Source organism: Halomonas sp. KX33721, assembly GCF_001596805.1.
Taxonomy (GTDB): domain Bacteria; phylum Pseudomonadota; class Gammaproteobacteria; order Pseudomonadales; family Halomonadaceae; genus Vreelandella; species Vreelandella aquamarina.
Genome location: NZ_LVIA01000024.1, coordinates 23,458 through 49,772, shown reverse-complemented (window position 1 = coordinate 49,772; position 26,315 = coordinate 23,458). Strand labels below are relative to the sequence as shown.

At 59.1% G+C, this 26,315-nt stretch carries 21 protein-coding genes and 1 pseudogene; 11 read left to right on the top strand and 11 right to left on the bottom strand.

Annotated elements, in window-relative coordinates; genetic code table 11:
- A partial coding sequence (tnpA, locus tag A3220_RS10225; RefSeq protein WP_062374703.1) for an IS200/IS605 family transposase occupies positions 1-331 on the top strand: 331 nt, incomplete at its 5' end.
- Positions 332-594: 263 nt separating this feature from the next.
- A complete protein-coding gene (locus A3220_RS10220; RefSeq protein ID WP_044630150.1) occupies positions 595-1,014 on the top strand; it encodes an HIT family protein in 420 nt (139 codons plus the stop codon).
- 2 nt (positions 1,015-1,016) lie between these two features.
- Here A3220_RS10220 and A3220_RS10215 read toward each other — a convergent pair whose 3' ends face one another.
- From A3220_RS10215 to A3220_RS10200, 4 genes are read right to left on the bottom strand one after another with little or no spacing between them, the layout of a single operon-like run.
- The gene (locus A3220_RS10215) at positions 1,017-2,021 is read right to left on the bottom strand and encodes a nickel/cobalt transporter (RefSeq protein ID WP_054641560.1); all 1,005 of its coding nucleotides are present in this window, start codon (positions 2,019-2,021) and stop codon (positions 1,017-1,019) included.
- A gap of 58 nt (positions 2,022-2,079) precedes the next feature.
- On the bottom strand, positions 2,080-2,706 hold the full coding sequence (locus A3220_RS10210; RefSeq protein ID WP_063610164.1) for a DUF1007 family protein: 627 nt from the start codon (positions 2,704-2,706) through the stop codon (positions 2,080-2,082).
- Positions 2,707-2,750: 44 nt separating this feature from the next.
- A complete protein-coding gene (locus A3220_RS10205; RefSeq protein WP_062363573.1) occupies positions 2,751-3,125 on the bottom strand; it encodes a hypothetical protein in 375 nt (124 codons plus the stop codon).
- The gene (locus tag A3220_RS10200; protein WP_054641561.1) at positions 3,122-3,697 is read right to left on the bottom strand and encodes a hypothetical protein; all 576 of its coding nucleotides are present in this window, start codon (positions 3,695-3,697) and stop codon (positions 3,122-3,124) included. The genes A3220_RS10205 and A3220_RS10200 overlap by 4 nt, the downstream gene beginning before the upstream one ends.
- 117 nt (positions 3,698-3,814) lie before the next feature.
- Between A3220_RS10200 and A3220_RS10195 the strand changes: the two genes are divergently transcribed.
- Both A3220_RS10195 and A3220_RS10190 read left to right on the top strand, forming a co-directional pair.
- Positions 3,815-4,948 carry a glycerate kinase gene (locus A3220_RS10195; protein WP_062374701.1) on the top strand — a complete coding sequence of 378 codons (1,134 nt, stop codon included), beginning with the start codon at positions 3,815-3,817 and terminating at the stop codon, positions 4,946-4,948.
- A 246-nt stretch (positions 4,949-5,194) separates the two neighbouring features.
- On the top strand, positions 5,195-5,671 hold the full coding sequence (locus A3220_RS10190) for a Dps family protein (protein ID WP_058577861.1): 477 nt from the start codon (positions 5,195-5,197) through the stop codon (positions 5,669-5,671).
- Positions 5,672-5,777: 106 nt separating this feature from the next.
- On the opposite strand, the gene A3220_RS10185 is transcribed toward A3220_RS10190, so the two are convergent.
- The gene (locus tag A3220_RS10185) at positions 5,778-7,235 is read right to left on the bottom strand and encodes an aminoacyl-histidine dipeptidase (protein WP_062374700.1); all 1,458 of its coding nucleotides are present in this window, start codon (positions 7,233-7,235) and stop codon (positions 5,778-5,780) included.
- A 32-nt stretch (positions 7,236-7,267) separates the two neighbouring features.
- Positions 7,268-9,472, bottom strand: coding sequence for a GNAT family N-acetyltransferase (locus A3220_RS10180; RefSeq protein WP_062374698.1), 2,205 nt, complete (start codon positions 9,470-9,472; stop codon positions 7,268-7,270).
- 332 nt (positions 9,473-9,804) lie between these two features.
- On the opposite strand from A3220_RS10180, the gene dctP reads away from it, so the two are divergent.
- The 4 genes from dctP to A3220_RS10160 all read left to right on the top strand — a co-directional run bounded on the left by dctP (position 9,805) and on the right by A3220_RS10160 (position 14,678).
- Positions 9,805-10,908: a TRAP transporter substrate-binding protein DctP gene (gene dctP / locus A3220_RS10175; RefSeq protein ID WP_044630143.1), complete on the top strand. Its 1,104-nt coding sequence runs from the start codon at positions 9,805-9,807 to the stop codon at positions 10,906-10,908.
- Positions 10,909-10,985: 77 nt separating this feature from the next.
- Complete coding sequence (locus A3220_RS10170) at positions 10,986-11,489, top strand: TRAP transporter small permease subunit (RefSeq protein WP_062374696.1); 504 nt, start codon at positions 10,986-10,988, stop codon at positions 11,487-11,489.
- Positions 11,486-12,814, top strand: coding sequence for a TRAP transporter large permease subunit (locus tag A3220_RS10165; protein ID WP_062361834.1), 1,329 nt, complete (start codon positions 11,486-11,488; stop codon positions 12,812-12,814). The genes A3220_RS10170 and A3220_RS10165 overlap by 4 nt, the downstream gene beginning before the upstream one ends.
- Positions 12,815-12,977: 163 nt before the next feature.
- Positions 12,978-14,678: an iron ABC transporter permease gene (locus A3220_RS10160; RefSeq protein ID WP_062374694.1), complete on the top strand. Its 1,701-nt coding sequence runs from the start codon at positions 12,978-12,980 to the stop codon at positions 14,676-14,678.
- Between the two features lie 27 nt (positions 14,679-14,705).
- On the opposite strand, the gene A3220_RS10155 is transcribed toward A3220_RS10160, so the two are convergent.
- Positions 14,706-15,803, bottom strand: coding sequence for an ABC transporter ATP-binding protein (locus A3220_RS10155; RefSeq protein WP_062361828.1), 1,098 nt, complete (start codon positions 15,801-15,803; stop codon positions 14,706-14,708).
- Positions 15,804-16,027: 224 nt separating this feature from the next.
- Here A3220_RS10155 and A3220_RS10150 point away from each other — a divergent pair, with 224 nt between their 5' ends.
- Positions 16,028-17,053 (top strand): Fe(3+) ABC transporter substrate-binding protein, encoded by a 1,026-nt coding sequence (locus tag A3220_RS10150; RefSeq protein WP_062374693.1) that lies wholly within the window; start codon positions 16,028-16,030, stop codon positions 17,051-17,053.
- Positions 17,054-17,166: 113 nt separating this feature from the next.
- Here A3220_RS10150 and polA read toward each other — a convergent pair.
- Positions 17,167-19,933: pseudogene (gene polA / locus A3220_RS10145) on the bottom strand (DNA polymerase I).
- 173 nt (positions 19,934-20,106) lie between these two features.
- On the opposite strand from polA, the gene A3220_RS10140 reads away from it, so the two are divergent.
- Positions 20,107-21,066: a homoserine kinase gene (locus tag A3220_RS10140; RefSeq protein ID WP_062361845.1), complete on the top strand. Its 960-nt coding sequence runs from the start codon at positions 20,107-20,109 to the stop codon at positions 21,064-21,066.
- Positions 21,063-22,985 carry a biosynthetic arginine decarboxylase gene (gene speA, locus A3220_RS10135; protein WP_062374691.1) on the top strand — a complete coding sequence of 641 codons (1,923 nt, stop codon included), beginning with the start codon at positions 21,063-21,065 and terminating at the stop codon, positions 22,983-22,985. The genes A3220_RS10140 and speA overlap by 4 nt, the downstream gene beginning before the upstream one ends.
- A gap of 88 nt (positions 22,986-23,073) precedes the next feature.
- Here speA and A3220_RS10130 read toward each other — a convergent pair whose 3' ends face one another.
- From A3220_RS10130 to A3220_RS10120, 3 genes are all read right to left on the bottom strand, one after another.
- Complete coding sequence (locus A3220_RS10130) at positions 23,074-23,739, bottom strand: fumarylacetoacetate hydrolase family protein (RefSeq protein ID WP_062374689.1); 666 nt, start codon at positions 23,737-23,739, stop codon at positions 23,074-23,076.
- 127 nt (positions 23,740-23,866) lie between these two features.
- Entirely contained in the window at positions 23,867-24,793 is a 927-nt protein-coding gene (thpD, locus tag A3220_RS10125) for an ectoine hydroxylase (protein WP_062374687.1), read from the bottom strand.
- Between the two features lie 205 nt (positions 24,794-24,998).
- The gene (locus A3220_RS10120) at positions 24,999-25,655 is read right to left on the bottom strand and encodes an IS701 family transposase (protein ID WP_062374686.1); all 657 of its coding nucleotides are present in this window, start codon (positions 25,653-25,655) and stop codon (positions 24,999-25,001) included.
- Between the last annotated feature and the right edge of the window lie 660 nt (positions 25,656-26,315).

Below are 26,315 nucleotides of genomic sequence, written 5' to 3'. Positions count from 1 at the left end.
CAAGGTGTTTACCGGCGCGCATCTCAACTCCCTCGAATTACTTTTCGACCGAGTGTGTCGGGACTTCGAGGCGGAGCTACAGGAGTTCAACGGTGAAACCGATCACGTCCATTTGCTTGTCAACTTTCCACCCAAAGTGGCGGTATCCAGGCTGGTGAATAGTTTGAAGGGGGTATCCAGCCGGCGGATGAAGTTACTACACCCTGAACTGGTGCAGCCCGCCTACCGGAAGAACTCGCTGTGGAGTCCAAGCTACTTTGCGGGAAGTGTCGGAGGCGCCCCCCTGAGCATGGTCAAACAGTATATTGAGCAACAATCGAGGCCGGACTAGGGGCGCTCTCGCGCCCCTCGCTATCCATCCTCGCACTAGAAGAAGTACGGGGTTTTTCGCGATGTTCGATAAAGCTAGTCGCCAGTAGTTTTTTCATGGTGTTCTCCTTAACAAGTCATTCAACATCGGGAAGCTCCGGCGGCAGCCTTACCGCCTGGGAGTGTTTTCAGCGTAACAGGTTTTAATCATTTCGCCTGTTTTCCCTGACATAACCGTTGCCTGCTATGATGCTAGTCTAACCGTTTGGCTTAGGAGCACTCCGTTTGGCAACCTTTGAAATCGATCCACGCTTAGAGGCCGATACCTTTCCCCTCGCCGACCTACCGCTTTGCCGCGCTCTGCTGATGAACGATGCTCGCTACCCTTGGGTGGTGCTAGTGCCCAGAGTAGCATCGGTCAGCGAAGTGTTTGAACTCAGTCAAGAGGAGCAGGCGCAGCTCTGGCAGGAGGCCACTCAACTGGGAGCGGCCATGAAAGAGGCCTTCCAGGGCGACAAGCTCAATATCGCCACGCTGGGCAACGTGGTCAGCCAGCTACATATCCATTTAGTGGTGCGCTATACCGATGACGCCAGCTGGCCCGCGCCGGTGTGGGGCAACGGCACTCCCAAGCCTTATGAGCTCGCCCAGCAGGGGGAGCGACGGGAACAGCTGCTAGCGCAAATTGAGGGGCTGTCGCTTTAAGCTCAACCGCCCAGCATTGAGCCACGCGCGGGCGGCTCGTTGAGTAACGGGCCGCTGGCAGGCTGCGCCGCACCGGCCAGCGCCAAGGAAATCCCCAGCGCAACAATCACTGCCCCACCGGTGAGTGCCACCCAGCCCGCGGCTTTTTCGACCCGCTGCTGACTCTGCTTTTGTAGCCGCTTGGTGGCCCATCCTCGGGCCACGATACTCGCCAGGGCCAGTATCGATACGGTAATGCCCGTGCCCAGCGACATCGCCACCACCGACGCGACCCCCACGTAAAATTGGCCTAAAAGGCTTGCGGCACCTAGCATCAAGATCGCTCCGCTGCAGGGGCGCACACCAATCGCCCCGACGGTCATCAAGGCCGTACGCCAATCCAACGCCTGCTCGGGTTCAAGATGATGGGCACCGCCACAGCAGTGGGTATGGCCGTGGCTGTGGCTGTGGCTGTGGTCATGAGCATGCGTGTGCTCTATCACAGGCTTATTGCTAGCCGCGTAGACGTGGCGCAGCTGCTTCACCGCTCGCCAGCAGAGCCAAGCGCCCAATAGGGCTACCAGCAGAAAGCTGGCCTGCTCCACCCATACCACGCTGCCCATGGCTTGACGCGTCACCCAGCCCAGCCCGTGTACCAATATCGCCACCATCGCAATGGCCGTCACGCCCTGCAGTAGCGAGGCAGCAAACGAGAGCCCTAGCGCCCGGCGAGTCGCACCGCCATGAGACGCCAAATAGGTGGCCAATACTGCTTTACCATGCCCAGGCCCTGCGGCATGAAACACGCCGTAGGCGAAGCTCACGCCAAGCAGCGTTAGCCACGTGCCGGTGGAAGGCGTGCGTGACAACTCGGTAATCGCCAGGGTCAGGCTGCGGTGTAGTTCTCGCTGCCACGTAAGTAGCTGCAGGCTGGCACCCTGTAAGTTCGCCTGTACCGCCCACACCAGCAGCGCCACGCCTAATAGCACCAGGGCACCAGTGGCCAACTGTCGTCCCGTTAACGGCATTCCCCCTCCGCACAAAAGATATAAAGTAACACTTTATACATGACCAGCCAGTAGGCCGCTAGCGGCAATCCACCCGCCCTGTTTCCGCAAAGTGGCGGCCTAATCCCGGTTCGCCTTCCTCGTCCACGTCTAGTAGTGACGCCTGCAACACCTTCTCCGGATCGGGGTCGGCGGGTAGCACGCTTAGCGTGCAATCGGGTTCGCCGTTGAGAATCAGCGCCTGAGGAGAGGGCTCGTCGCCCTCTTCCTCATGTACCATCTCGATGTAGTACGTGGGGTCAAAGACTTGATACTCCAGCACCTGACCGCTCAAAGGCTGGGGTGAGGTCAGCGGTAAAATAAACATAAACGTTAAACGGCCGTCCCGCTCCAGTGCGGTGTACTCGGTGACCTCGCCAAACGTCTGCGGCTTGTCGCCGATCCGCACCTCGGTAAAGTAGTGCTGAGGAGTCAAGTTATTGCGAATCTCACTGCCCAACTGATCCAGCCCCTGCTCCAGGCTCGTGCCTGGTACCTGCTGCAACTCCTCCATGACGACCAAGCTATAAAAGGGGTCCATTCGCCACGTTTGATGAAGCCCGGTGACTGCACCGTCGTCGTTGGTAATGACCCGCACGCTCATATCGATCCAGCCATGGGGGTGCGCCATAGCTAAAGGGCTAGCCAACAGGCTACCCACCACCAACGCCTGACAGGTGCGCCGAACCGATACCCGTGGCCATGCTCTTATCACGGTAATTCTCCTAATTTGCGCTGTAACTCCACGAGCCAGGGATCTAGCACATAAGGCGGTATCGGCTGGCTACCGCGCAGTGCTGACACGCTCACTAAGCTGCCTCCTTGTGCATCGCTTACTTGTAGTTGGATGCGATACTCCGGCCAGCGTGCCAGGCTTGCCTCGGCGCGCCCTAAGGTCAAGTCAGCGTGGCGTATCACATAGCCCTGCTCCACCATCAGTGCCACCGCCTCGCGGAAGGTTTGCTCCATTGGCGCGCTATAGCGCAGCTCGCGCGGTTCAAGGGGTTGCGTGGTGGCACAGCCTGCCAGCCACAGCGTGGCGCATAGCGTGAGCGCTACCCATGAGGTATGGCGGAATGGTGTCATGATGCCCCCTGCGGTGTGACGGATGACGAAAAAGCGTCCTGGAAACGGCCACAGAAATCATCGTTACTGGCGCTATAGGACTCTCGCAGGTCGCCCAGGTGGTCAAAGCGGCGAATGTCCCTTGAAATGCGCAGATGGCCATCGCGGGCAAGCAGCGATACCCGCTCTACCTCAACGGGCTGCTGGCCAAAACCTGGGCCGAAGGAGCCACCCACGCCAATCCCTACGCCGCGACCAATACCAAACCCGCCAAACAGGCGGAAGCCGCTGCCGTAGCCATAGTCGTAGTCATAGCGGTCGTAGTAGCCGATCAGCTCGCGCTCCCGGGAGGCACTCACTAGCCCAAGCTCCGTATCAGTGGTCTCCAACGAAAACCCCCAGGCTTCCAGCACATCGATGCTTGCCGTCAAAACGCTCAGCGTTTCATCCGGTGCAGACTGGTCGGTGGGAGGGTCGGTGGGAAAGTAACAAGCCGCCGCTGGCGCAGGCTCCGCTTGGGGCAGCCGGTCAGGAACCGTCTGACAACCCGCCAGTGCCAACAGGCAGGTAATGCTAAGGGGTATGGCCTTCATGATAAATCCTCTCGCTACCTGCGTGGCTGGTGTGTCACCAAGCAGCGCGCTAAGCTCGCCAACAGACATTAAAAAGAACGACAACACGCTGAGACAACGTTTTAAGGAGGTTGTGCGATGAATGTACTGCTTTGCCCTGACAGTTTTAAGGACGCCTTGGGCGCCGAAGAGGCCGCCAAGGCCATGGTACAAGGTATTCAACGGGCAGCGCCCAACGCCATCACACAGCTCTGCCCCCTGGCGGATGGCGGCGAAGGCAGCCTTGATGCCTTAATTGCCGCCACCCATGCCGAGCGCCGTACGCTCACGGTGCAAGACGCCCTTGGGCGGCCACACCAAGCCGCCTGGGGCTGGCTAAGCGAGCAGCGTACCGCGTTTATCGAGCTGGCAGAAGCCAGCGGCCTGCAGCACCTGACCCACGCAGAGCGCAGCGCCCTGCATACCACCACCTTCGGCGTGGGCGAGCTGTTTCTCGCTGCCCTAGATGCAGGCGCCACCCATGCCCTGCTGCTGCTCGGCGGAAGCGCCACCAACGATGCGGGCGCAGGAATGCTCCAGGCGCTGGGCGCCACGCTACTGGATGCCCAGGGCCAGCCGCTGCCCCCAGGCGGCGGCGCACTCCAGCAGCTTGCGACCCTGGATCTTTCGACGTTAGACCCGCGCTTGGCCGAATTACGCGTAGAGGCCGCCGTGGATGTGGATAACCCACTGCTAGGCGAACGCGGTGCCAGTGCCGTCTTCGGCCCACAAAAGGGCGCGACAGACGCCGATGTGGCAACGCTAGACCGCGCGCTCGGCCACTTTGCCGACCTCACCGCCAAGGCGCTGGGCCGAGACGACCGAGAGCTGCCAGGAGCGGGAGCGGCAGGCGGCATGGGGTTTGCCGCCCACTGCTTTTTGAACGCGACGCTAACGCCAGGCATTGAAATGATCATGCAGCAGGCGAATTTTGCCCAATTACTGAACGATGCAGATTTAGTGATTACCGGCGAGGGCCGCCTAGATGGCCAGAGCTTAGCGGGCAAAACGCCGATTGGTGTCTCCCGCGCCGCTAAGCGCCAGGGCAAGCCGGTGATTGTGCTCGCGGGTAGCCTAGGCGATGGCTGGCAAGCCTGCACGGAAGAAGGCGTTACCGCCGCCTTTGCGCTAGCCGATGGCCTAATGACATTAGAACAGGCGCTACCCCGTACGGCAGAGCTTCTGGCAGACCGTTGCGAAAGCATCGCACGCCTGTGGCTTGCAAGCCGCTGAGCGCGACTTTGAGCGGGTCGTGGAGCGAGCCTTGAAGATAAGCCCCTTGAAATGACGCGCCTGCGCCTACATTTCTTTATTCATCAGCGATGAGTCAGCCGTCGCCAGCTCACCGCTCTAATGGTAGGGCGCTATAGCTGCGATGCAAAAAACCTGTTTTGCATCACAAGCACAGCGCCTTAAGCTAGATCAAACGATTTGATGGCCGTACTTTTTCAGCGCGGCTCCAACCATGGAGGAGCACAAATGGATAATATGAACAGCATTGGCCTACACGAAGGCAGCGCCAGCCAGTTAGCCGAGAAACTCAATCACCTGCTGGCCAACTATCAGATTTTTTACATGAATGTGCGTGGCTACCACTGGAACGTGAAGGGCAACGACTTCTTTGAGCTGCATGCCAAGTTTGAAGAGTTCTACACTGACCTGCTGACCAAAGTAGATGAAGTGGCCGAGCGTATTCTCACCCTGGGGCATAAGCCGGTACACGCCTACAGCGATTACGTGAAGCTGTCGCGCATCCAAGAAGACAAAGATGTCCACGATGGCAAGACCTGCGTGCAAGGCGTTCTGGCAGGCTATCAAACGCTGATCGAACTGCAGCGCGAACTGCTGGCGCTAGCGTCCGACGCCGACGACGAAGGCACCGCCGCCCAGGCGGGCGACTACATCCGCGAGCAGGAAAAAACCGTGTGGATGCTCAACGCCTATTTAGGCAAGTAAGTTCGGTGAACAGCCGCGATTAATAACGCTGCGGCTCTTCGTCCCTAATAAAAACGGCACCTTCGCGGTGCCGTTTTTATTGCTTTTTTGCTGCTTTAGCATGGCGTTACTTCGCCAGCGTTTCCACTAGATCGCGCAGCATGGCCCAGAACTCCGCCACGGACTCGATCTCCACCCGCTCATCCGGCGAGTGCGCGCCGCGAATCAGCGGGCCAAAGGAAATCATATCCAAGTGCGGGTATTTGCTGCCCAAAATACCGCACTCTAGCCCTGCATGGATCACTTTCACCTCGGGCTCGTGGCCCATCAGCGCCGCGTGGCGCGCCTTGAAGGTGGCCAGTAGCGGGCTATCCGGGTTGGGTGCCCAGCCGGGGTAGCCGTTTTCGACTTTCACCCGTGCGCCCATTAGCCCAAACAGCGCCTGAAAGCGCTCGGCCATCGCTTGGGCAGCGCTATCGTGCAACGAACGCACCAGGGCGCAGAGGTGGAAACGCCCCTGCTCGACGCTTAACACGCCCAGGTTGTTGGAGGTTTCGACTACGCCTGGCACGTCTGCGCTCATGCGCTCGACGCCGCAGGGGGCGGCATGAAGCGCGGCCAGTAGCATGGCGCTAGCGTCCAGGGTCAGCGGCTCAGCGTCGGCCTGTTCGGCACGGGCGGCGGTCAATACCAAGCCGCTATCGCCACTGCCCAGCTCGGCTTTGAGGGTCACGGCCAGCTTCTCAACGGCCGCCAGGGCGGCGTCCATATCATCGGCGGGCAGCGCTACCTGGGCAAAGGCTTCACGGGGAATGGCGTTGCGCAGCGTGCCGCCCTGGTAGCTCACCAGGCGGGCACCGAAGGCCTCCAGTGCCCACAGCACGCGCACCAGCAGGCGGTTAGCGTTTCCCAAAGGCTTATGGATATCCATGCCCGAGTGGCCGCCTTTCAGGCCGGTGAGCGAGAGAGAAAGGAGTTGCTCGCCCTCCTGCAGGGCAGCGCTGGGCAGTTGAGCGTCAACCACCACATCCGCGCCGCCCGCACAGCCGATATACACCTCGCCACGGTCTTCGCTATCCAAGTTGAGCAGCAGCGAGCCCTCCAACCAATTTTCAGCAAGATTCAGCGCACCGCCCATGGAGGTCTCTTCTTCCAGGGTGAACAGCGCTTCCAGCGGGCCATGGGTCAGCTCGGGGTCTTCCAGTACGGCCAAAATGGCCGCCACGCCCATGCCATTATCCGCCCCTAGAGTGGTGCCTTCAGCGTAAAGCCATCCCTCTTTGACCACGGTGCGAATGGGGTCACGGGTAAAGTCGTGCTCATGCCCCGAGTTGGCCTGGGCCACCATATCCAGGTGCCCCTGCAGCACAATACCGGGAGCGCCTTCACAGCCGGGCGTTGCGGGCTTGCGAATGCGCAGGTTGCCAAAGGCATCCCGGTCGTGGGTAAGCCCCTGAGTATCGGCCCAGGCTTCTAACGTCGCCACCAAAGCGGCTTCATGGCCGGAGGGGCGTGGCGTGTTACACAGGGTGCGAAAGTGCTGCCATACAAGGCGTGGTTCGAGCGCTGCTAGATGTGCGTTCATGGAAACTCTTCATTATCGATAACGGGCTTACTTTACCGCTCTGGCTCACTGGGGAAAAGCGCACATGCTTCGATCACCTGCTGTACAGCCTGACGTAAGCATTGTACGGCCTCTTTTTGAGCCTTAGCGAACGGCTGATTTTGGTAGGCCCAAGCAGCGAGCTGCTGATGCGCCTGCTGGGCCTCACCTAACGGTTGGCGGCTGGCTTCACGCGCCAGCGCCTGCAGCGCCGGGCGAGCCAGGGCGGGGTCGCGGCGGGCATAGGCTACGTCGTGAACAGCCTGATGCTCGGCTGCGCTAAGCGGCTGGCCGGAGAGCGAGGTGAGCAACAGCGCCACCACCGAAGCAGGCAGTGTTGCCAATTCAAACGCCAACAGGCCGGGTAGCGAAGCGGCAAAGCCTGCGGTTAATTCACCGAGCACCGACTGACCCTCTTGGTTGAGCGGTTTGGCGACCATCACGGCGTATTCGCCAGTGGCGGCTTCTCGGGTAATGCCTAAACGCACCGGCACAAACCCCAGCGCCAGCCAAAATTGGAGCAACCCTGCCTCAGCACCAAAAGTAGCCCCATACAGCACAATACCTTGCTGAGCAGCGCTGACCATATCCTCTTCCAACAGCTGCCGCCCCAGCCCTTCGCGACGGCGCTGTGGGTGGGCAGCAATGCGCGCCACCCGCCGCCAGCGGGCGGTTAGCGCCTCACGGCTGCCGCAATGGGCCGCCAGCGACTGCGCCAACAAATGCCCCTGAGCTCTGCGCTCGCCTCGCGCTACCTGCTCGGCAAGCGCGGCCTCAAAGCCGCCCTCTTCTCGCGTGATCAGCACCGCTTGGGGGTCAGCCCCATCGCTGCCTAGCATCATGCGCAGCGACGTGCCGGGGCCATCCAGCAGTTGGCGTAAATCACTCGGCGTGGTGCGGTAGTGGGACTGCACCAGCAGGCCAAACATCTGTTCCAGCAAAGCCCCCCGCTCCGCTAGCTGCGCTTGGCTAATTACCATGCTGGGAAGCCGCTCGCCCTGGTGTGGCTCTACTTTGGGCAGCGGCGCATCGAGTAAAAGCAGGTGCTGAATGACGGCTTCCAGCGGGTCACCGGCTGACCAGCGTATTGGCGCTTGCAGCGTCAATTCACGCCACTGGGGCGCTTGGCGGTCCAATATATCGCGAAAACGCAGCGCAAAGCCGCGCCCCGAGCCTTCGTAGCCATGCACCGTCGTGGCAAACGCAATGCGCGGAAAAGCCGCCAGCCAGCGGGCCAGCAACGACGCCGGAATGGCGGCGGCTTCATCCACCAGCAGCATACTGCCGCTGCCTCCTAACGTGCCCTGTTCTATCTGTTCTGTCAGAACATCCGGCGGCAAAAAGCGCAGCCGACTGCCGATGGGAAGCGACACCTCGGCGGGGCCGTGGTGCTGTGCTTCAGGGCACAGCGCCGCCACTCGGCTAAAGACGCTCTCCACTGCGCTAAGCCGAGGGGCCGTAAGCAGGAGTTCTACGTCACCGCTTTGCTGCAGTAAGCGCGCGCAGGCTATGCCCAAAGCGGCACTTTTGCCTCGTCCCCGGTCGGCAGTCACTACCAGCGGGCGGCGGCGTTTGAGCTTGACCAGCGCGCTCACTGCGCTGGCCTGGTCTAGGGTGAGGCAGTCAGCATCGTCCCATTGCGCGGCGGCTGCTTGCCGTTTGCTCAACGCGGGTAGCCATAGCGCACCACCAACGGGCCAGTGGATCACGGCGTTAGACTCGCCCAACTGACAGGCCAACCGCGCTAAATAGTGCGCGCTGAGCGCTTCCCACTGCCAAGGGTAATCGGCAAAGCGGGCGTAGTCGGGATCGGGTTGGCTGCCCCACGTCGCTGGGGTGACCAGCACCAGCAGACCGCCAGCGCTGACGGTGCCCGCTAGTGCGCCTAGGGCATCTGGATCTAACCCTTGGTGGCCGCTGGCATCCAGGATCACCAGCTGATGCTCTGCTCCCAGCCGGGTGCGCGCTTTGCGGCTTGGCAAGCTCGGTGCTACCGGCGCTTGCTGGCCATCCCCTATCCACAGTGGCGCACTCCAGTCGAGTGCTTGCCATAGCGCCAACGCCTGCTGGCGCGCCTGCTCTGGAGCACCGTTAAGCCACACTAACCCCCGCCAGCCGCGCCGCTTTAAACGGCGGGCATAGCTGGCTAACACAGCAGCTTGTTGTGCAACGGCAGTGCCAGCCGGTGAGGTAGGCTCAGCGTGGTGCGGCCTGCCCATGGCAACTCCTTAAAATAAAAATTCTCTTACAACTTTGGTTTAACAAATAGGCGCTTTTCAACGTTTTATCACCATATCCCCCCTGTGGAAGTGCACCTAATAGCATTTTAAAGCGATGTTTTGACTGCCATTTTTCAAATAAAACGGCAACAAAGCCCGCGTTAGCTTCCTTGTATTACTGATATTGCGCTGCAGCGGGGGGTATGTGCTAGCTTAGCGATGCAGCGCAGGATGTTTTACTTTACGTAAACGTTAGCCTGCCCGCTGTACTTTCCTGCTTTCAGGTCATTAACACTAATAACGCTAACCGCCAAAGTACCAGGAAACATACAATGAAAAAGACTACAAAATTCGCATTGACCAGCCTTGCCGCTGGCGTCGCTTTCGCCGCGCTCACCTCCACCGCCCAGGCACAAGAGCAGTGGACCATGACCTCCACCTGGCCGGAGAACCTGGATCTGATCAAAATCGACCAGCACTGGGCAGAGTTGGTTAACCAACTAGCGGGCGACGAAGTTCAAATTAACTTCCGCGCAGGCGGCACCTTGATGCCCGGCACCGAAGTCTTCGACGCCACTGAAACCGGCGCTATCCAAGCCGCAGGTGACTGGCCCGGCTACTGGGCAGGCTTAAACCCAGCGTTCTCGCCGCTGGCCACCACCACCAGTTTGTTCAACGGTGTCGATTATCTGAACTGGATCCAACAGTGGGGCGGTTTTGAGCTCTACCAAGAGATCTATGGCCAGTACAACATGGTTTACCTGCCCTACGGTATTACCAACAATGAATCCGGCTTTATGGGCCGCACGCCCATCGAGAGCATCGCCGACCTAGAAGGCAAGCGCCTGCGTCTTTCTGGCCGTGACCAGGGCCGTGTGCTTGAAGAGTTGGGCGGCTCACAGGTCACACTGGCTGGTGGCGAAGTGTACCAAGCCATTGAGCGTGGCGTGATTGACGCAGGTGAGTTCTCCACCCCTGGCGTTGACTTCAATGCAGGCTTTGCCGAAGTGGCCGACTACTGGGCGACCCCCGGCTGGCACCAGTCAGCGAGCGTGTTCGGCGTTATGATCAACAAAGATTCTTGGGATGCGCTTTCTGAAGAGACGCAAGCCAAGCTGCGTATCGCTGCCGAAGCCACCATGGCGTGGTCACTCTCCTGGTCTGAGCGCGAATCCACCGAAGCGACCCAGAAGTTTATCGACGCGGGCGTGACCATCAACCAGTTCTCTGAAGAGGATCTGGCGCGTATCCAAGAGATCACTAACGAGGTCATCGTTCGCGGTGCCTGTGAGAACCCTGACCACGCCAAGGTCTACCACTCCATGATCACTTACTTGCAGGAGTATGCAGCCTGGCGTGATGTGACGGCCCCGTTCAACATGAGCCGCACCATGGATAACCTGCCCTCACTGGAAGAGATCGAAGCCTGCCTATAAGGCATTCACTATAAAAGCGTAACATTGCCGCCCCAGCACCTGCCGGGGCGGCCTTAGCTCAGTTGCGGAGATCTTCCATGAATGCGATTGCCAAGGCGATCGATGCGATTAACGAGCTGTTTGGCCGCATTATCGCGCCGTTAATTGCCATCATTACTCTCATAGTGCTTTACGACATTGTGTCGCGCTTTTTCTTCGGCCGCCCAAGCGACTGGGCGTTCGATGTTACGAAGATGCTGTTCGGCGCTCACTTTATGCTCATGGCGGCTTACGGGTTGCGTCATCACGCCCACGTTGAGGTGGATGTGGTGAAGCGTTTGCTATCTCGTAAGAAGCAGGCTGTGCTGGATCTCATTGGCTACCTAGTTTTCTTCGTGCCGTTTATTTGGCTACTGCTGACCTACGGCTGGCGCTTCTTTGAGCGCTCCTTTAGCCGTGGTGAAACCACCTACGGCATGGTCTCGATTCCCGTTTATCCGGTGAAAGGGGTCATCGTAGTGGCAGCCGCGCTGATTTTGCTACAGGCGATTGCCATTGTGCTGCACGCCATTATGCAGCTGCGTGAGGAGAAGTCCGCATGAGTGCAGAACTACTGACGCTGGTGATGTTTGGCGGGCTGCTGGTCGGGCTGTTTATGGGCCATCCGCTAGCCTTTGTGCTGGGCGGCATGGCGGTCATCGGCGCGTATCTAGGCCCCGGTATTAATACCCTCGGCATTATTATTAATAACGTTTATGGCAACGCCATGGACAACTATGTGCTGGTCGCCATTCCGCTGTTTATTTTGATGGCGCGCTTTCTCAACGACTCCGGCGTGACGGAGAAGATGTTCGACGCCATGCGCCTGCTGCTGGCGAATGTGCGCGGCGGTCTGGCCTTAACCGTCGTTGTTGTTTCCGTACTGCTGGCAGCCACCACCGGCATCGTCGGGGCGTCCATTGCGGTAATGGGCATGATCGCCCTGGTGCCAATGCTCAAGTACGGCTACAACAAAGAGCTAAGCGCGGGCGTGATCATGGCCAGCGGCTGCCTGGGCATTTTGATTCCGCCCAGCATCATGCTGATTTTGATGGCCAGCTACTCGCCTGTGTCGGTGGGTGCGCTGTTTGCCGGGGCGCTGATTCCAGGCCTGCTGCTGGGCGTGATGTACGCGCTTTACGTGGTGCTGATCTGTTGGCTAAAACCCAGCTATGGCCCCAAAGTGCCTAAAGAGGAGCGCGCTGAGGTAAGTACCAAACAGCTGCTGGTGATGCTGGGTAAATACGTCGTGCCGCCGATGTCGCTGATTTTGGGCGTACTGGGCGCACTGTTTACCGGGATCGCTACCGCTACGGAAGCATCCGCGATTGGTGTGTTTATCGCTTTCCTGCTGTTCTTGATCTTTGGCGACCGCAAGCTCTCTACCTGCTACAACACGCTGATCGAAGCGGGTAAAACCACCACCATGGTGATGCTGGTACTGGTGGGCGCGACGGCGTTTACCGGCGTGTTCTCCATTGGCGGCGGTATGACGGTGATCAGCGACTTCGTACTGGCCATGCCAGGCGGCACCTTTGGCGCGCTGCTGCTGATGCTATTCCTGGTCTTTATCCTGGGCATGTTCTTGGATTGGACCGGCATCGTGCTGCTGAGCTTCCCGATTATGCTGCCGATCATTGCTCAGATGGGCGTGGACGTATTGTGGTTCGTGGTGATGGTGGCTGTGGTACTGCAGACCTCCTTCCTCACGCCACCGTTTGGCTATGCCCTGTTCTACCTCAAAGGGGTGGCACCGCCAGGGGTTGAGATCGTTGATCTGTACAAAGCGGTGGTACCGTTTGTAGCGATCATCATTCTGGCCTGTATCCTGATGTCTATCTTCCCCAGCTTGATTACCGGGCTACCTAGCATGATGGTGGGCTACTAACACATCAGCGGTTAGGCCTGCGCTAAATCCCTCCGCTTTGCGGGGGGATTTTTTTGCCTGCCCGAATGCTGGCTGCACCCTTTTGGCACAGGTGATACTATTTGCAACCGCTATTTTTTCGCATTGATGAGCCATGCTGCCCCTCGTCCAAGGAGACAACGACGTGTCTACGCCTGCCCGCCGGTCACCATCGGCTCTGCTCTCAGGTTTTGCTTCCCGCATCACGCTGTCGCTAAGCCCTTGGTCAATCGCGCTGTTTTTGGTGGCGCTTATTGTGGCGCTGCCTATTTTGGTCGTGCTTGGCCATATCGTGATGCCCACCGAAGGCGTTTGGCAGCACCTGGCCAGCACCGTGCTGCCCCGCTATCTCTCGAATACGTTCTGGTTAGTGCTATGGGTAGGCTTAGGCACCCTGGTGATTGGCACCGGAACGGCGTGGCTGGTGGTGATGTGTCGCTTCCCCGGCAAGCGCCTATTTGAGTGGGCGCTACTGCTGCCGCTGGCGGTGCCGACCTATGTGATTGCTTATGCCTACACCGATTTTCTACAGGTGGCGGGGCCGCTACAAAGCCTGCTGCGGGAGTGGTTTCACTGGCAGGTCGGCGACTACTACTTCCCCAATGTACGCTCGTTGGGGGGCGCTGCCACGCTGATCACCTTCGTGCTTTACCCCTATGTGTACCTGCTGGCCCGCGCTTCCTTCTTAGAGCAGTCGGTGTGCGTCTTGGATGTTGGTCGCACGTTAGGGCGCGGCCCCTGGCGTTTATTTGCCAGCGTTGCGCTGCCGCTGGCACGCCCGGCGCTGGTGGGTGGCGTGTCGCTGGTGTTGATGGAAACGCTCAATGAGTTTGGCGCGGTGCAGTTTTTTGGGGTGGATACCTTTACCACGGGTATTTACCGCACCTGGTTTGGCCTAGGCGAGCCGATTGCCGCGGCCCAGCTAGCCGCCTGCCTGCTGACCTTCGTGATCGCCTTCGTGCTGCTGGAGCGCTGGTCGCGGGGTAAGCGCCGCTACTTCCATACCACCAACCGCTATCAGCAGCTGCCGGAGTATCGCCTGCACGGCTGGCACGCAGTGGGCGCGACGCTGGCTTGTCTGCTCCCCGTTACCATCGGCTTTATGCTGCCCAGCGGTATTCTGCTGGAAATGGCGATGACTACCGGCGACAGCCTATTTGGCACGCGTTTTATCGGCTTTGCCATGAACAGTTTAAGCCTGGCTACGGTGGCAGCGCTGATTGCGGTGGGGCTGGCGGTGCTGCTGAGCTACGGCGTGCGGCTGCACAACTCCCCCAGCGCGCGACTGTTTACCCGCATTGCGGCGATGGGTTACGCCATTCCTGGCTCGGTGGTGGCCGTGGGTATTTTGATTCCGTTTGCCTGGCTGGATAACGCGCTCAACACTTGGCTTCACACCCATTACGATAAGATCATCGGGCTGGTGTTTAGCGGCACGGCGTTCATCTTGATTTACGCCTATGTGGTGCGCTTTTTGGCGGTGTCGTTTAACGCAGTAGAGGCGAGCCTGGGCAAAGTGACGCCAAGCATGGACGCCGCCTCGCGCACCTTAGGGCAAACTGCCGGCGGCACATTGCGGCGCATTCATACGCCACTGATGCGCAGCAGCCTATTGGCCGCGGGCATTCTGGTGTTTGTGGATGTGATGAAGGAGCTGCCCGCCACGATTATTTTGCGGCCGTTTAACTTCGACACGCTGGCGGTGCGCGCTCACAGTTTGGCGTCCGATGAGCGCTTGGCGGAGGCGTCTACTGCATCGCTCACCATTGTGGTGGTGGGGATTCTACCGGTAATTCTACTCAGCTTGGCGATGCGCCGGGCGCGCCCAGGCAGCCAAGCCGAGTAATTAAAACACGCAACTAACGCGGAAAGACTAACGCGGAAAGATAAATACCTGGGTGTGGTCGAGGTCGATATCAATCGGCTGCCCCTCCTGGGGCAGGAAGACCCCTGGTACCCGGGCGTGCAGGTGCGCTTCTTGGCCATCAGCACCGTGGGCACATAGGTGAATCAAGCTAGTGCGGCCCAGTAGTTTCGCCATCACCACGTGGCTGTGGCTGTGGGTTTCCGCAGGCAGGTCGCGCTCTTTGATACGCAGCGCCTCCGGGCGGATCATCACCTGGGCCTGGCTACCCTCTGGCAGCCAGCTGGCATCTATGTCGCCTACCGGCGTTTGTACCACGCCTCCTTCCACCATCCCTTCAAGCTCGTTCACTTCCCCAAAGAAGGTCACCACAAATGGGTCGACGGGAGCGCAGTAAAGCTCCCGCGGGGTACCCGTTTGGACGATTTTGCCATCGCGCATCAAGGCGATACGGTCGGCCATAAACATCGCTTCTTCCGGGTCGTGAGTCACCAGCAGCGTGGCAGAGCCCAGCTTTTTCAACACGTGCAGCGTATCGTCGCGAATCCGGTCACGCAGCCGAGCGTCCAGGCTGGAGAAGGGTTCATCCAACAGCATTAGCTTGGGCGTAGGTGCCAGAGCTCGGGCCAGCGCCACGCGCTGCTGCTGACCGCCGGAGAGCATATGCGGGTAGGTATCGGCGTAGTCAGCCATGCCAAGCTGGGTTAATAGCTCCAGCGCACGTTCACGGCGCTGGCTGGAGGGCAGATGCTTTAAGCCGAAAGTGACATTTTCCAACACGCTAAGGTGGGGGAACAGCGCCGAATCCTGAAACGCCAGCCCGACGTTGCGCTTTTCCGGCGGTACATGGCGTTTGCCGGGGGCGGCAATGGCCTGCCCTTCCAGGCTGACGGTGCCTTCTTGGACCACTTCCAGCCCTGCCGCAATGCGCAGTAGCGTGGTTTTACCGCAGCCGGAAGGGCCAAGCAGGCAGACCACTTCGCCCTGAGCAATGTCGAGATCAATACCTTTAACAACTTTGTTAGCCGCAAACGTATGCTGAACATCGCGTAGCGACAGCGCCGATGCAGGTGCTGCCACCTCAGAAAGGGACACAGTTGCCGTCATTCGTTCACCCATGGTTTGTTCGCCGGGAGAGCGCTGACCGCTCAGCCATTGCGAACACGGTTGAAAGTTATTTGCATTCTATTTTCTATTGGCGTGAGATGCACGTCTAGGCACAAAAAGTGATGCGAGTCATTAGCATTTCGCTTGACGTTCTTCGAACAAGGCGTTTCAATAGCACACGCCGTTAATGCAACTTATTATCATAAACATTCAGGGTATTTGTTATGAAACAAGCACGTCTTACGGCCTCCGTAGCTGCCATCATGGCCGGTTCTGCGTTCGCCAGCAGCGCACTCGCTAATGAAGTCAACATCTACTCCGCACGCCATTACGACTCTGACGAAATTCTCTACCAAGCGTTCACTGAAGAGACAGGCATTGAAGTAAACGTGCTGGAAGGCGATGCCAACCAACTGATGGAGCGTATGCAGCGTGAAGGCGTGGCTAGCCCCGCCGACGTTATGCTGACCGTAGATGCAGGCAACCTGTGGCGCGCCGAGCAAGACGGCATTTTTCAAAGCGTAGACTCTGATGTTCTCAACGAGCGCCTGCCGGAATCCATGCGTCATCCAGAAGGCATGTGGTTTGGCTTTAGCCAGCGTGCCCGTGTGATCTACTACAACCGCGAAAACTTCGACCCGAGCCAGATCTCTACTTACGAAGATCTTGCCGACCCGCAGTTTGAAGGCCAAGTATGCATTCGCTCTTCCAACAACATCTACAACCAGTCACTGTTGGCATCGCTGATTGAGCACCACGGCGCAGAGGGTGCGCAAGAGTGGGCTCAAGGCGTTGTGAATAACATGGCCCGCGACCCAGAAGGCGGTGATACCGATCAGATTCTTGGCGTTGCCAGCGGTGAGTGTAACCTCGCCGTCGCCAACCACTACTACTACGTACGCCTGCTGCACTCTGACGATGCCGCCGAGCGTGAAGCCGCGCGCAAAGTGGGCGTGATCTTCCCCAATCAGGATGACCGCGGTACCCACGTGAACGTCGGCGGTGCAGGCCTGGTCGCCAACGCGCAAAACCCGGAAAACGGCATTCGCTTCCTGGAGTTCCTGGCCTCTGACCAAGCGCAGGAAGTGCTGGCCGAGCGTAACTACGAGTTCCCGGTGGTAGAAGGCGTGAAGAAAAACCCAGTGCTGGAGTCTTGGGGCGATTTCGCTAAAGACGACATCAACATCAGTATCCTGGGTGAGAACAACCCGGAAGCGGTACGTATCTTCGACCGCGTTAGCTGGCGTTAAGCGCGGCTTGAGCACACGCTTTTGAAGCCGGTGCTTAAGTAACGCACTCAACACAACCCCCCGCAGCGACCGCTGTGGGGGTTGTGTGTTATTGGCGAGTGCTCTCTCGTTCGTTAGTGGGCTTCATCCCAATTCGCGCCGCTTTGCGCTTCCACAATCAGCGGTACGCTGAGCGAGGCCGCGGCCTGCATGCGTGTCTGCACTTGCTCAATAAAGCGCTCTACCTGCGCCTCGGCCACCTCGAACACCAATTCATCGTGTACCTGCATGACCATCAGCGCATCGAACTCCCCTTCCGCTAGCCACGCATCCACATCAATCATGGCCTGTTTGATAATATCCGCCGCCGTGCCCTGCATCGGCGCGTTGATGGCCGTGCGCTCGGCCCCTTGGCGGCGGTTGCGGTTTTGCGAGTGAATCTCTGGCAGGTATAAACGCCGCCCCATCACGGTTTCGACAAAGCCATCCTCCGCCGCCTGGGTACGAATGCGGTCCATATAGCGGGCGACGCCTGGGTAGCGGTCAAAGTAGCGGTCGATGTAGGTTTGGGCCTGGCTACGGTCAATACGCAGCTGACGAGCCAGCCCCCAAGCGCTCATGCCGTAAATCAAGCCAAAGTTAATCGCCTTGGCGCTACGCCGCTGGTCGGCAGTGACTTTTTCCAGTGAGGTTCCGAATACCTCCGCCGCCGTGGCGGTATGGATATCGCGCCCTTCGGCAAACGCCTCCAGCAGCCCTTTATCTTCCGAAAGGTGCGCCATAATACGCAGCTCGATCTGCGAGTAGTCCGCAGCCACGATGCGATACCCGGGGCGGGCCACGAAGGCCTGGCGAATCTTGCGCCCCTCTTCGGTACGGATGGGAATATTCTGCAGGTTCGGGTCCGACGACGACAGCCGCCCGGTGGCCGTAACCGCCTGATGATAGCTGGTGTGTACCCGCCCGGTGGTTTTATTGAGCAGGCGCGGCAGCTTATCGGTGTAGGTAGATTTCAGCTTGGCAAGCCCACGGTGCTGCATAATCACCTTGGGCAGCGGGTAGTCCAGCGCCAACTCCTCGAGCACCGCCTCCGCCGTGGAGGGCGCGCCTTTGGGGGTTTTCTTGATGACTGGGATTTTCTGCTCTTCAAACAGAATCTGCCCCAGTTGCTTGGGCGAGCCCAAATTGAACTCGCGGCCCGCCAGCTCAAAAGCTTCACTCTCTAACTCGCGGATGCGCTGTTCGAGCTGCTGGCTCTGCTCGTACAGGCGCTCGGCATCCACGGCCACGCCGTTACGCTCGATGCGCGACAGCACGCTGATTAGCGGTAGTTCAAGGTGGTCGAGCACCTCGGCCAAGCGCCCTTCCCGCTCCACTTGGGGACGCAGCGTGTCCTGTAGGCGCAGGGTGATATCTACATCCTCGCAGGCGTAGGGAGCCGCTTGCTCTAGGGCAATCTGATTAAACGTCAGCTGCTTGGCGCCTTTGCCCCGCGATCTCTTCAAACGAAATGGTTTTCTCGCCCAGGTACTTCAGCGCCAGCGAATCCATATCGTGGCGCGTGGCGGTGGAGTTGAGCACATACGACGCTAGCATGGTGTCGGCAAACGGGCCAACGACAGAAATGTCGTAGTTCGCCAGTACGGAAATATCGTACTTGAGGTTTTGTCCAATTTTGGTTTTGGCCGGGTCTTCCAGCAGTGGCTTTAACGCTGCCAGCACCGCTTTGCGATCAAGCTGCTGGGGGGCATCCAAGTAATCATGGGCCACCGGAATATAGGCAGCTTCCCCGGCTTCCAGCGACACGCCAATACCCACAATTTCTGCATCCATGTAGTTGAGGCTGGTGGTTTCCAAGTCGAAGCAGAAACGTTCGGCCTTGTTGAGCCGTTCGAGCCACGCCTCCAGCTCGGCCTGCTCGGTAATCACATGGTCGTGGCGCTCGGTCGGCGCCGTTTCCGTCGTGCTGTCGGTTGTTTCCGAGACGGGCTCACCGCCTGCCACATCGTCCACGCCTTCGTCGTTGCCTTCCAGCAGCTCTGCTAACCACTGCTTGAACTCCATCTCCTTATATAACTCGACCAACGCTTCGCGGTCCGGGTGGGCAATGTCTAAATCATCCAGCCCCACCGGCAGGTCGCAGTCGGTTTTGATCGTCGCTAACTGATAGGAGAGAAACGCTTGCTCGCGGTGCTCTTCCAGTTTTTTGGGTAACGTTTTCGCGCCGCGGAAACCGAGGGTGGTCACGCGCTCTAAATCGCCATAAATCGTGTCTAAACCGCCGCCCATACCTTGCAGCAGGCCAATGGCGGTTTTCTCGCCCACCCCAGGCACGCCGGGGATGTTGTCCACCTTGTCGCCCATCAGTGCGAGGAAGTCGATGATGAGTGCGGGTGGCAGGCCAAACTTCTCCTCCACGCCCGCTTCATCGAGGGTTTCCTCTTTCATGGTGTTGACCAGCGTGATGTGGCCGTTCACCAGTTGGGCCATGTCCTTATCGCCGGTGGAGATGACCGCGTCGCGGCCAGCCTGAGTGGCTTGGTGCGCCAACGTGCCAATCACGTCATCCGCCTCGACCCCTTCGATGCACAGCAGCGGCAGGCCGAGTGCTTTGACACAGGCGTGCAGCGGTTCGATTTGGCTGCGTAGGTCATCCGGCATGGGTGGGCGGTGGGCCTTGTACTCGCTGTACAGCTCATCGCGGAAGGTTTTACCCGGCGCGTCGAACACCACCGCCATGGGGCTATCGGGGTAGTCTTTCATCAGCCGTTTGAGCATGTTCAGTACACCCTTCACGGCTCCGGTCGGCTGACCGTTAGAGGTCGTTAGCGGCGGCAGCGCATGAAACGCGCGGTAGAGGTACGAAGAGCCATCGACGAGCACGATTGGGGCACGGGCCATAACCAAATTCCATAGTCAGCAAAACGGTAAGGATGTCTGCTCTCTATGATACGCGTTCAACGCCGGGCCTGCAGAAAAGAGCCCTAAAACTCGCTACTCTTCACCACACAACGCTGCCAACTCGTGCGGCAAGCCGCTACAATAATCGGCTTAGCAACCTGGGCGAGATTCTCATGGCAGTATTCACCCCGCTTAGCGACGCACAGGTCGCCGCGTTTTTGGAAAAATTTGATGTTGGCAGCTTTGTTGCGCTTCAAGGCGTGGCAGGCGGCACGGAGAACTCGACGTTTTTCGTGACCACCGACCGCCGCGAGCTGGTGCTCACCCTGTTTGAGCAAGGCGAACACGAAGAGCTGCCGTTTTTTGTTGAGTTGCTCGATTACTTAGACGAGCACCGCTTACCGGTGCCCGGCACTATTCATGACCGCGAAGGCGTGGCGCTGCACAGCCTGGCGGGCAAGCCTGCGCTGCTGTTCCCGCGCCTGCCGGGCAAGCACCCCAGCGCCCCCAACCTTGCCCAGTGCCAAGCGCTGGGCAGCACGCTTGGGCAGATGCATAAAGTATCGCAGCACTTTCCCGGGCATCGCCCCAACCCCCGTGACCTGCACTGGCTGCGGGCGGTACACCATAAGGTGCTCACCTACATCAGCCCTGACGATCAAACACTGATGAAGAACGCAGTGGATGATTTCGAGAGCGAATTTAGCCAGCATGGCGAGCTTCCCCAAGGAGCAGTGCATGGCGATTTGTTCCGCGATAACACGCTGTTCGAGGGCGACGCCCTGGGCGGTATTATCGATTTTTATAACGGCTGCACCGGTGACTTGCTGTTTGATCTCGCCATCGTGATCAACGACTGGGCCTCCAATGAGGACGGTTCGCTGAACGCCGAGCGTTACAACGCCATTTTAAGCGCCTATCAAGCGCGACGCCCGCTGACCGAATCCGAACGCACGCTTTGGCCGACGATGCTGCGTATGACCGCACTGCGTTATTGGCTGTCACGGCTGCTGGTGGTGTATGTCGACCCACCGGCCCATGACTTAACTCCCCACGACCCCGAGCGCTTCCGCATGATTCTTAAAGCACGCATCGCGTTTGGCGCACTCCCGATTCCAGAGGCATCTTCATGAGTGAAATGGCAACGACCAGCAGCCCCGCCGTGCGTGCCCGCCGCACTTGGAACATGGACCAGTGGGGCAGCGGCTACTTTGATGTCGACGACCATGGCCAAGCCCTGGTACGCCCGCTGGGCAGCGATGCGGAAGGCCCGGCGCTGCCTATCAGTGCGTTAGTCCGTCAGTTACAAGCGGCGGGGTTACGCTTACCGGTACTGGTGCGCTTTAGCGATATTCTTCACGATCGCGTCGAACAGCTTTGCGGTGCCTTTGACGCCGCCATGCAGGACGTGGACTACCAGGGCGGCTATACCGCGGTTTACCCGATTAAGGTGAACCAGCAGCGTCGGGTGGTAGAAGAGATTCTCGCTACCTCTGAGCGTGGTAATGGTCGCGTAGGGCTCGAAGCAGGCAGCAAACCCGAGCTGCTGGCGGTGCTGGCGCTCTCCGACGGCGGTTCGTCGCTGATCGTCTGCAATGGCTATAAAGACCGCGAGTACGTGCGCCTGGCGCTGCTGGGCGAGAAGCTCGGCCACAAAGTGTATCTGGTGGTGGAGAAGCTCTCCGAGCTGGAGCTGATTTTAGAAGAGGCCCGCGAGCTGGACGTAACCCCGCGCATTGGCCTGCGCGCGCGGCTGGCCTCGGTGGGTAAAGGCAAGTGGCAGAATACTGGCGGTGAGAAGTCGAAGTTCGGTCTCACCGCCAGCCAGATTCTGGAAGTGGTCGAAACCCTACGCGCCCAGGACGCTCTGGCCAGCCTGCAGCTCGTGCACTTCCATCTAGGCTCGCAGATCGCCAACATTCGCGATATTCAGCGCGGCCTGCGGGAGTGCGCGCGCTTCTATCAAAACCTGATGAGCCTGGGCGCACCCATCGACACCGTCGATGTGGGCGGCGGCTTAGGGATCGACTACGAAGGCACCCGCTCTCGCAGCTACTGCTCGGCAAACTACTCCATGCAGGAGTACGCCCGCAACGTGGTTAGCGCGTTCTCACAGCTCTGCCAGGAAGCCGACCTGCCCCAGCCGCACCTGATCAGTGAATCCGGCCGTTCACTCACCGCCCACCATGCGGTGCTGATCACCAATGTCATTGGTGAAGAGCGCGTCAACGACACGCCGCCAGAGCGCGCGACCCAGGAAGAAGATCCGCAGGTAGAAGAGCTGTGGCGGGTGTTCGACCAGTTGGCCGAGACCCAAGAACCGCGGGTGCTGGTCGAGGCATGGCACGACCTGTTGCAGGCAGTTAGCGAGCTACACGACCGTTTCGTTCTGGGTCTGAGCAGCATCAACGCCCGCGCCGAAGGCGAGCGCCTCTACATGGCCGCCTGCACGCGCCTGCGTGGAAAGCTAGATACCCGCAACCGCGCGCACCGGGAAATCATGGACGAGCTGGCCGAAAAATTGGCCGACAAGCTGTTCGTTAACTTCTCGCTGTTCCAGTCAGTGCCAGACGTGTGGGGCATCGAGCAGATTTTCCCCGTGCTACCACTCAGCGGGCTGGACAAAGCGCCCACCCGCCGTGCGGTGATCCAGGACATCACCTGCGACTCTGATGGCCGTATCGATAGCTATGTGGATGGCCAAGGGGTAGAAACCACCCTGCCACTGCCTGAGTGGGCCAATGACGACGAGCGCTGGTTAGGCTTCTTCCTGGTGGGCGCCTACCAGGAGATTCTTGGCGACCTGCACAACCTGTTCGGCGATACCGATTCGGTGGATGCAGCGCTAGGTGAAGATGGCGAGTGGGTGCTCTCTAACCCGCAGGCGGGGGATTCGGTGGCCAACGTATTGGCCTACGTGAACTTCGACGCCCGAGTTTTGAAGCAAAAACTCACCGAGCAGCTGGTGACCAGTGGCTTCTCTGCCGAGGAGCAAGCCCACTTTGCCGCCAGCCTGGCCGAAGGCCTAGAGGGCTACACCTACCTGGAGTAACCCTTCACCGGCTTAACGCGTTTCACAAAAAAGGCCACCGAGCGTATCGGTGGCCTTTGTTTTGCGTGCTGAACCCGTGAGCGGGTCGTTACTCAACGACGCTGGTCGAAATCTCCAGGCCGCCAGTCAGCGTTAAGCGTAGCGCCGCGCCGCGGGGTAGCTCGCCGACTCCGGCAGGCGTGCCGGTCAAAATTACATCGCCTGGCTCCAGGGTGAAGTGACGGCTCATTTCTGCCACCAGCGTGGGAATAGCAAAAATCATATCCGCGCCTTCGCCGTGCTGGCGCTCTTCACCGTCGATTTCTAGGGTGAAAGCCAGCGCGTTCCAGTTAGGCACGCGGCTCAGCGGCAAAAAAGGCGACAGCGGGCAGGCACCATCAAAGGCCTTGGCGATTTCCCAAGGGTGGCCTTTCTCTTTTAACTTGGTTTGCACATCGCGCAGGGTTAAATCCATCGCAAGGCCAATGCCTGCAATAGCACGCTCGGCTTCATCTTGCGTGGCGTGGGTGAGGGTCTCCCCTACCAGTAGCGCCAGCTCGACTTCATAATGAACATCGCCTCGCGAAAATGGCGGGTCGAGAGGCTTGGTTAAGTCCACCACGCTAGTGGCGGGCTTGATGAACAGCAGCGGCTCACTGGGAACCGGGTTATCCAGCTCTTTGGCATGTTCGGCATAGTTGCGGCCGACACAGATGACCTTGCCCAGCGCGTGGGGAAACTCCTGACCATCGGTAAACTGTGGAACAAAACGCATGGCGGGTCTTCTCCTTCTCGTTATGCGTGCCGTATTCGCAACGACAGGCGCATTAGTCTACCCCAGCCATGCCCATGTTCCACAGTATCGACCGCGTATTTCCGAATTGCAGGAGTATCTGGATCGCTTATGCCTCAGGATACCCGCTCTCCTCAGGCCCATGCGCCAAGAACGAAGGACGCTGTTTAGGCGCGGCAAACGGGGCAACGCAGCGGTTATCGGGCCGATTGAACACGAAGAACACGTTGCTGCGCGGATCCAGCGAGAGGTTGACGTTGGACGCATGCAGCGTGTTGCAATCGAACAACAGCAGCCCGCCAGCTTTCCCTTTGGGGGCATCGATGCCGTATTTATCGACCAAGTGTGTCAACGCCTCTGGGCTCGGCACGCCCACTTCCTGCGCTTTCAACGAGCGCTTGTGGTTGTCTTCCGGCGTTTCTCCCAGGCAAGGCACGAATTCCATATGCGAGCCCGGAATCAACATCAGCGGGCCATTGAACTCGTGGTTGTCGGTCAAAATCAGCGAGGCGCTGACCGCGTGCATGTTGGGCATACCATCTTCAGCGTGCCAGGTCTCGAAGTCCGAGTGCCAATTGAAGCCTTTACCGGCAAAGCCCGGCTTGTAGTTGATACGCGACTGATGCACGTAGGGGTCGTCACCGATGATCTGACGAGCCGCACCAGCCACGCGCTCGTCGCTGGCAAGCGCCCCTAATCGCTCAGAAAGGCGATGCACGGCAAATAGTGAGCGAATCTCATGGCTTTCTGGCTCGGTGATGCTGAACGCCTTATCGCGATAGGCGTCGTTGCTCAGCAGGGCGTTCATCTCTTTGCGAAGCGCCTCCAGCTCTTCGCCATCGATCAAATTGGGAATGAACAAATATCCCTTGCGTTCGAACTCATCGAGCTGAGCCTCACTCAGCGGTCCCGGTAGCGCACGCCCTTTTACGACGCCATCCTGGCGGGGCTGTGTGAGTGATGCAGGGGCTTGGGCCACGCGTGTGGGATAAGCGTCTACCACCCTGGCATTGCCCGCCGTGGGCACGTCGGCCATCTCGCTATACTGTTTTGTGGGCGGTCACATGGTTAAGCGGTGTGGTGTATTGCTGACTGTCATCTAATCCACTCCTTGTATGATTAAACTTCAGTTAAAACGTGTCTCATTTAGAAACACAGCGCAGTAGATAGGGTAGCTAACCTTTCTGCGCTTGCAACCTAGGATGGCTCCTTTCATAACGTGGGTTATGACATTCACCTCCTCATCTCTGACTATCGCAAAACCAGCGTTCGCCCTTGCTGCCTGAGCCAGCGGATAGGGTCTGCCATGCGTCATCCGGCAATGCCGCTGCGATCTCGTCCGCTCGCGTGTAGTGGAAGCTCTGCCACCACAAGGACTCGTTACAAGCCACTTCTAAAACAAAGGGTTGTGAGCTCTCCTCCAGCCACAGACGCAGGCTGCGGTTACCGCCATAGACGCTATCCCCCGTCACCCAGGCGGCCGGTATGTCCTGATCCATCGCGCACTCCAGCATCCGGCGAGCGAGCTCGGGTTTGCTGGCAAATTCGACGTCATCAGGGATGCCCGCACGCCGACAACGCTCGCGGTCCTGTGTCCAGGATTTGGGCAAGTACAGGGCGCGATCCAGGAAGGCCTGTCCCGCCGGGCTAGCGTAGAGAAGAAAGACCCCGATCTGACTATTTTCGATACGGCCAGCGGTGCCACTGTACTGGCGTTGCACGCCGGCCGAGTGCTGGCCTTTCTTGGTAAAGCCGGTCTCGTCCAGGACTAGGACACCCTCAGGCGAGCCCAGCGTATCGATGACCCATTGGCGGAGAATATCGCGTGCTACGTCCGCATTCCAGCGGGCACGATCCAACAGGTACTGCCCCCATCTGGGGTGGCATCGCCGAGCCATTCGGCAAGATGCCAGCTATTCTTACGTTCACACTGGCTGAGCAGCCCCTGGATGTAACGTAGAGCTCGAGCGCGCGTTTCCGAACGCGGAAAGAGCGGGCCTAACCGCTCTGCCAGGTCATCCAACAATGCTGAGACAGAAAGATCCAGTTCTTGCATCCTTCACCCTGTAATCGCTTCCATATCAACCACATGCATTGTAGCTTATTCAGTTACGACTGTAGTACTAGACCAACCTAAGCCCCAAGCACGATCATCACACTAAGACCCAACACGCCATAGGCAACCAGAACCTCTAGTGTAGTATTGTGTAGGTGGCCATACTGGCGTGTTCGGTCAGGAAGCCATTGACACTCAGCCAGCCCAAGTGCCGAGTCCACGCCCACCTCCCCGAACGCCAGCAACGCGCAGCGAAGCTCACGCCCGCCAACATTGTTGCTCCGAAGAACATCGCAGGATGCGGGGCATTCATTACACCAAAGTCGGGCCGAAATCGCGGGTTATCGAAAGCCTGACGCCAGTGAGCAATGCCATACTCACCCACCGAGACCACCAGCATCAGCCCCAGAAGTGCGAGGCCCCAGAACATCAGGGTATGGCGTGTGCTGCCCCGCCATCATTGACCAGCTCAGCAGCTGCACGAGAACCGCCGCGAGCAATA

Coding starts and splice junctions, on each gene's coding strand:
- A3220_RS10215 (WP_054641560.1), bottom strand. CDS start 2,021: ATGCCGTTAACGGGACGACAGTTGGCCACTGGTGCCCTGGTGCTATTA.
- A3220_RS10205 (WP_062363573.1), bottom strand. CDS start 3,125: ATGACACCATTCCGCCATACCTCATGGGTAGCGCTCACGCTATGCGCC.
- A3220_RS10200 (WP_054641561.1), bottom strand. CDS start 3,697: ATGAAGGCCATACCCCTTAGCATTACCTGCCTGTTGGCACTGGCGGGT.
- A3220_RS10195 (WP_062374701.1), top strand. CDS start 3,815: ATGAATGTACTGCTTTGCCCTGACAGTTTTAAGGACGCCTTGGGCGCC.
- A3220_RS10190 (WP_058577861.1), top strand. CDS start 5,195: ATGGATAATATGAACAGCATTGGCCTACACGAAGGCAGCGCCAGCCAG.
- A3220_RS10185 (WP_062374700.1), bottom strand. CDS start 7,235: ATGAACGCACATCTAGCAGCGCTCGAACCACGCCTTGTATGGCAGCAC.
- A3220_RS10180 (WP_062374698.1), bottom strand. CDS start 9,472: ATGGGCAGGCCGCACCACGCTGAGCCTACCTCACCGGCTGGCACTGCC.
- dctP (WP_044630143.1), top strand. CDS start 9,805: ATGAAAAAGACTACAAAATTCGCATTGACCAGCCTTGCCGCTGGCGTC.
- A3220_RS10170 (WP_062374696.1), top strand. CDS start 10,986: ATGAATGCGATTGCCAAGGCGATCGATGCGATTAACGAGCTGTTTGGC.
- A3220_RS10165 (WP_062361834.1), top strand. CDS start 11,486: ATGAGTGCAGAACTACTGACGCTGGTGATGTTTGGCGGGCTGCTGGTC.
- A3220_RS10155 (WP_062361828.1), bottom strand. CDS start 15,803: ATGACGGCAACTGTGTCCCTTTCTGAGGTGGCAGCACCTGCATCGGCG.
- A3220_RS10150 (WP_062374693.1), top strand. CDS start 16,028: ATGAAACAAGCACGTCTTACGGCCTCCGTAGCTGCCATCATGGCCGGT.
- A3220_RS10140 (WP_062361845.1), top strand. CDS start 20,107: ATGGCAGTATTCACCCCGCTTAGCGACGCACAGGTCGCCGCGTTTTTG.
- speA (WP_062374691.1), top strand. CDS start 21,063: ATGAGTGAAATGGCAACGACCAGCAGCCCCGCCGTGCGTGCCCGCCGC.
- A3220_RS10130 (WP_062374689.1), bottom strand. CDS start 23,739: ATGCGTTTTGTTCCACAGTTTACCGATGGTCAGGAGTTTCCCCACGCG.
- thpD (WP_062374687.1), bottom strand. CDS start 24,793: ATGGCCGACGTGCCCACGGCGGGCAATGCCAGGGTGGTAGACGCTTAT.
- A3220_RS10120 (WP_062374686.1), bottom strand. CDS start 25,655: ATGGCTCGGCGATGCCACCCCAGATGGGGGCAGTACCTGTTGGATCGT.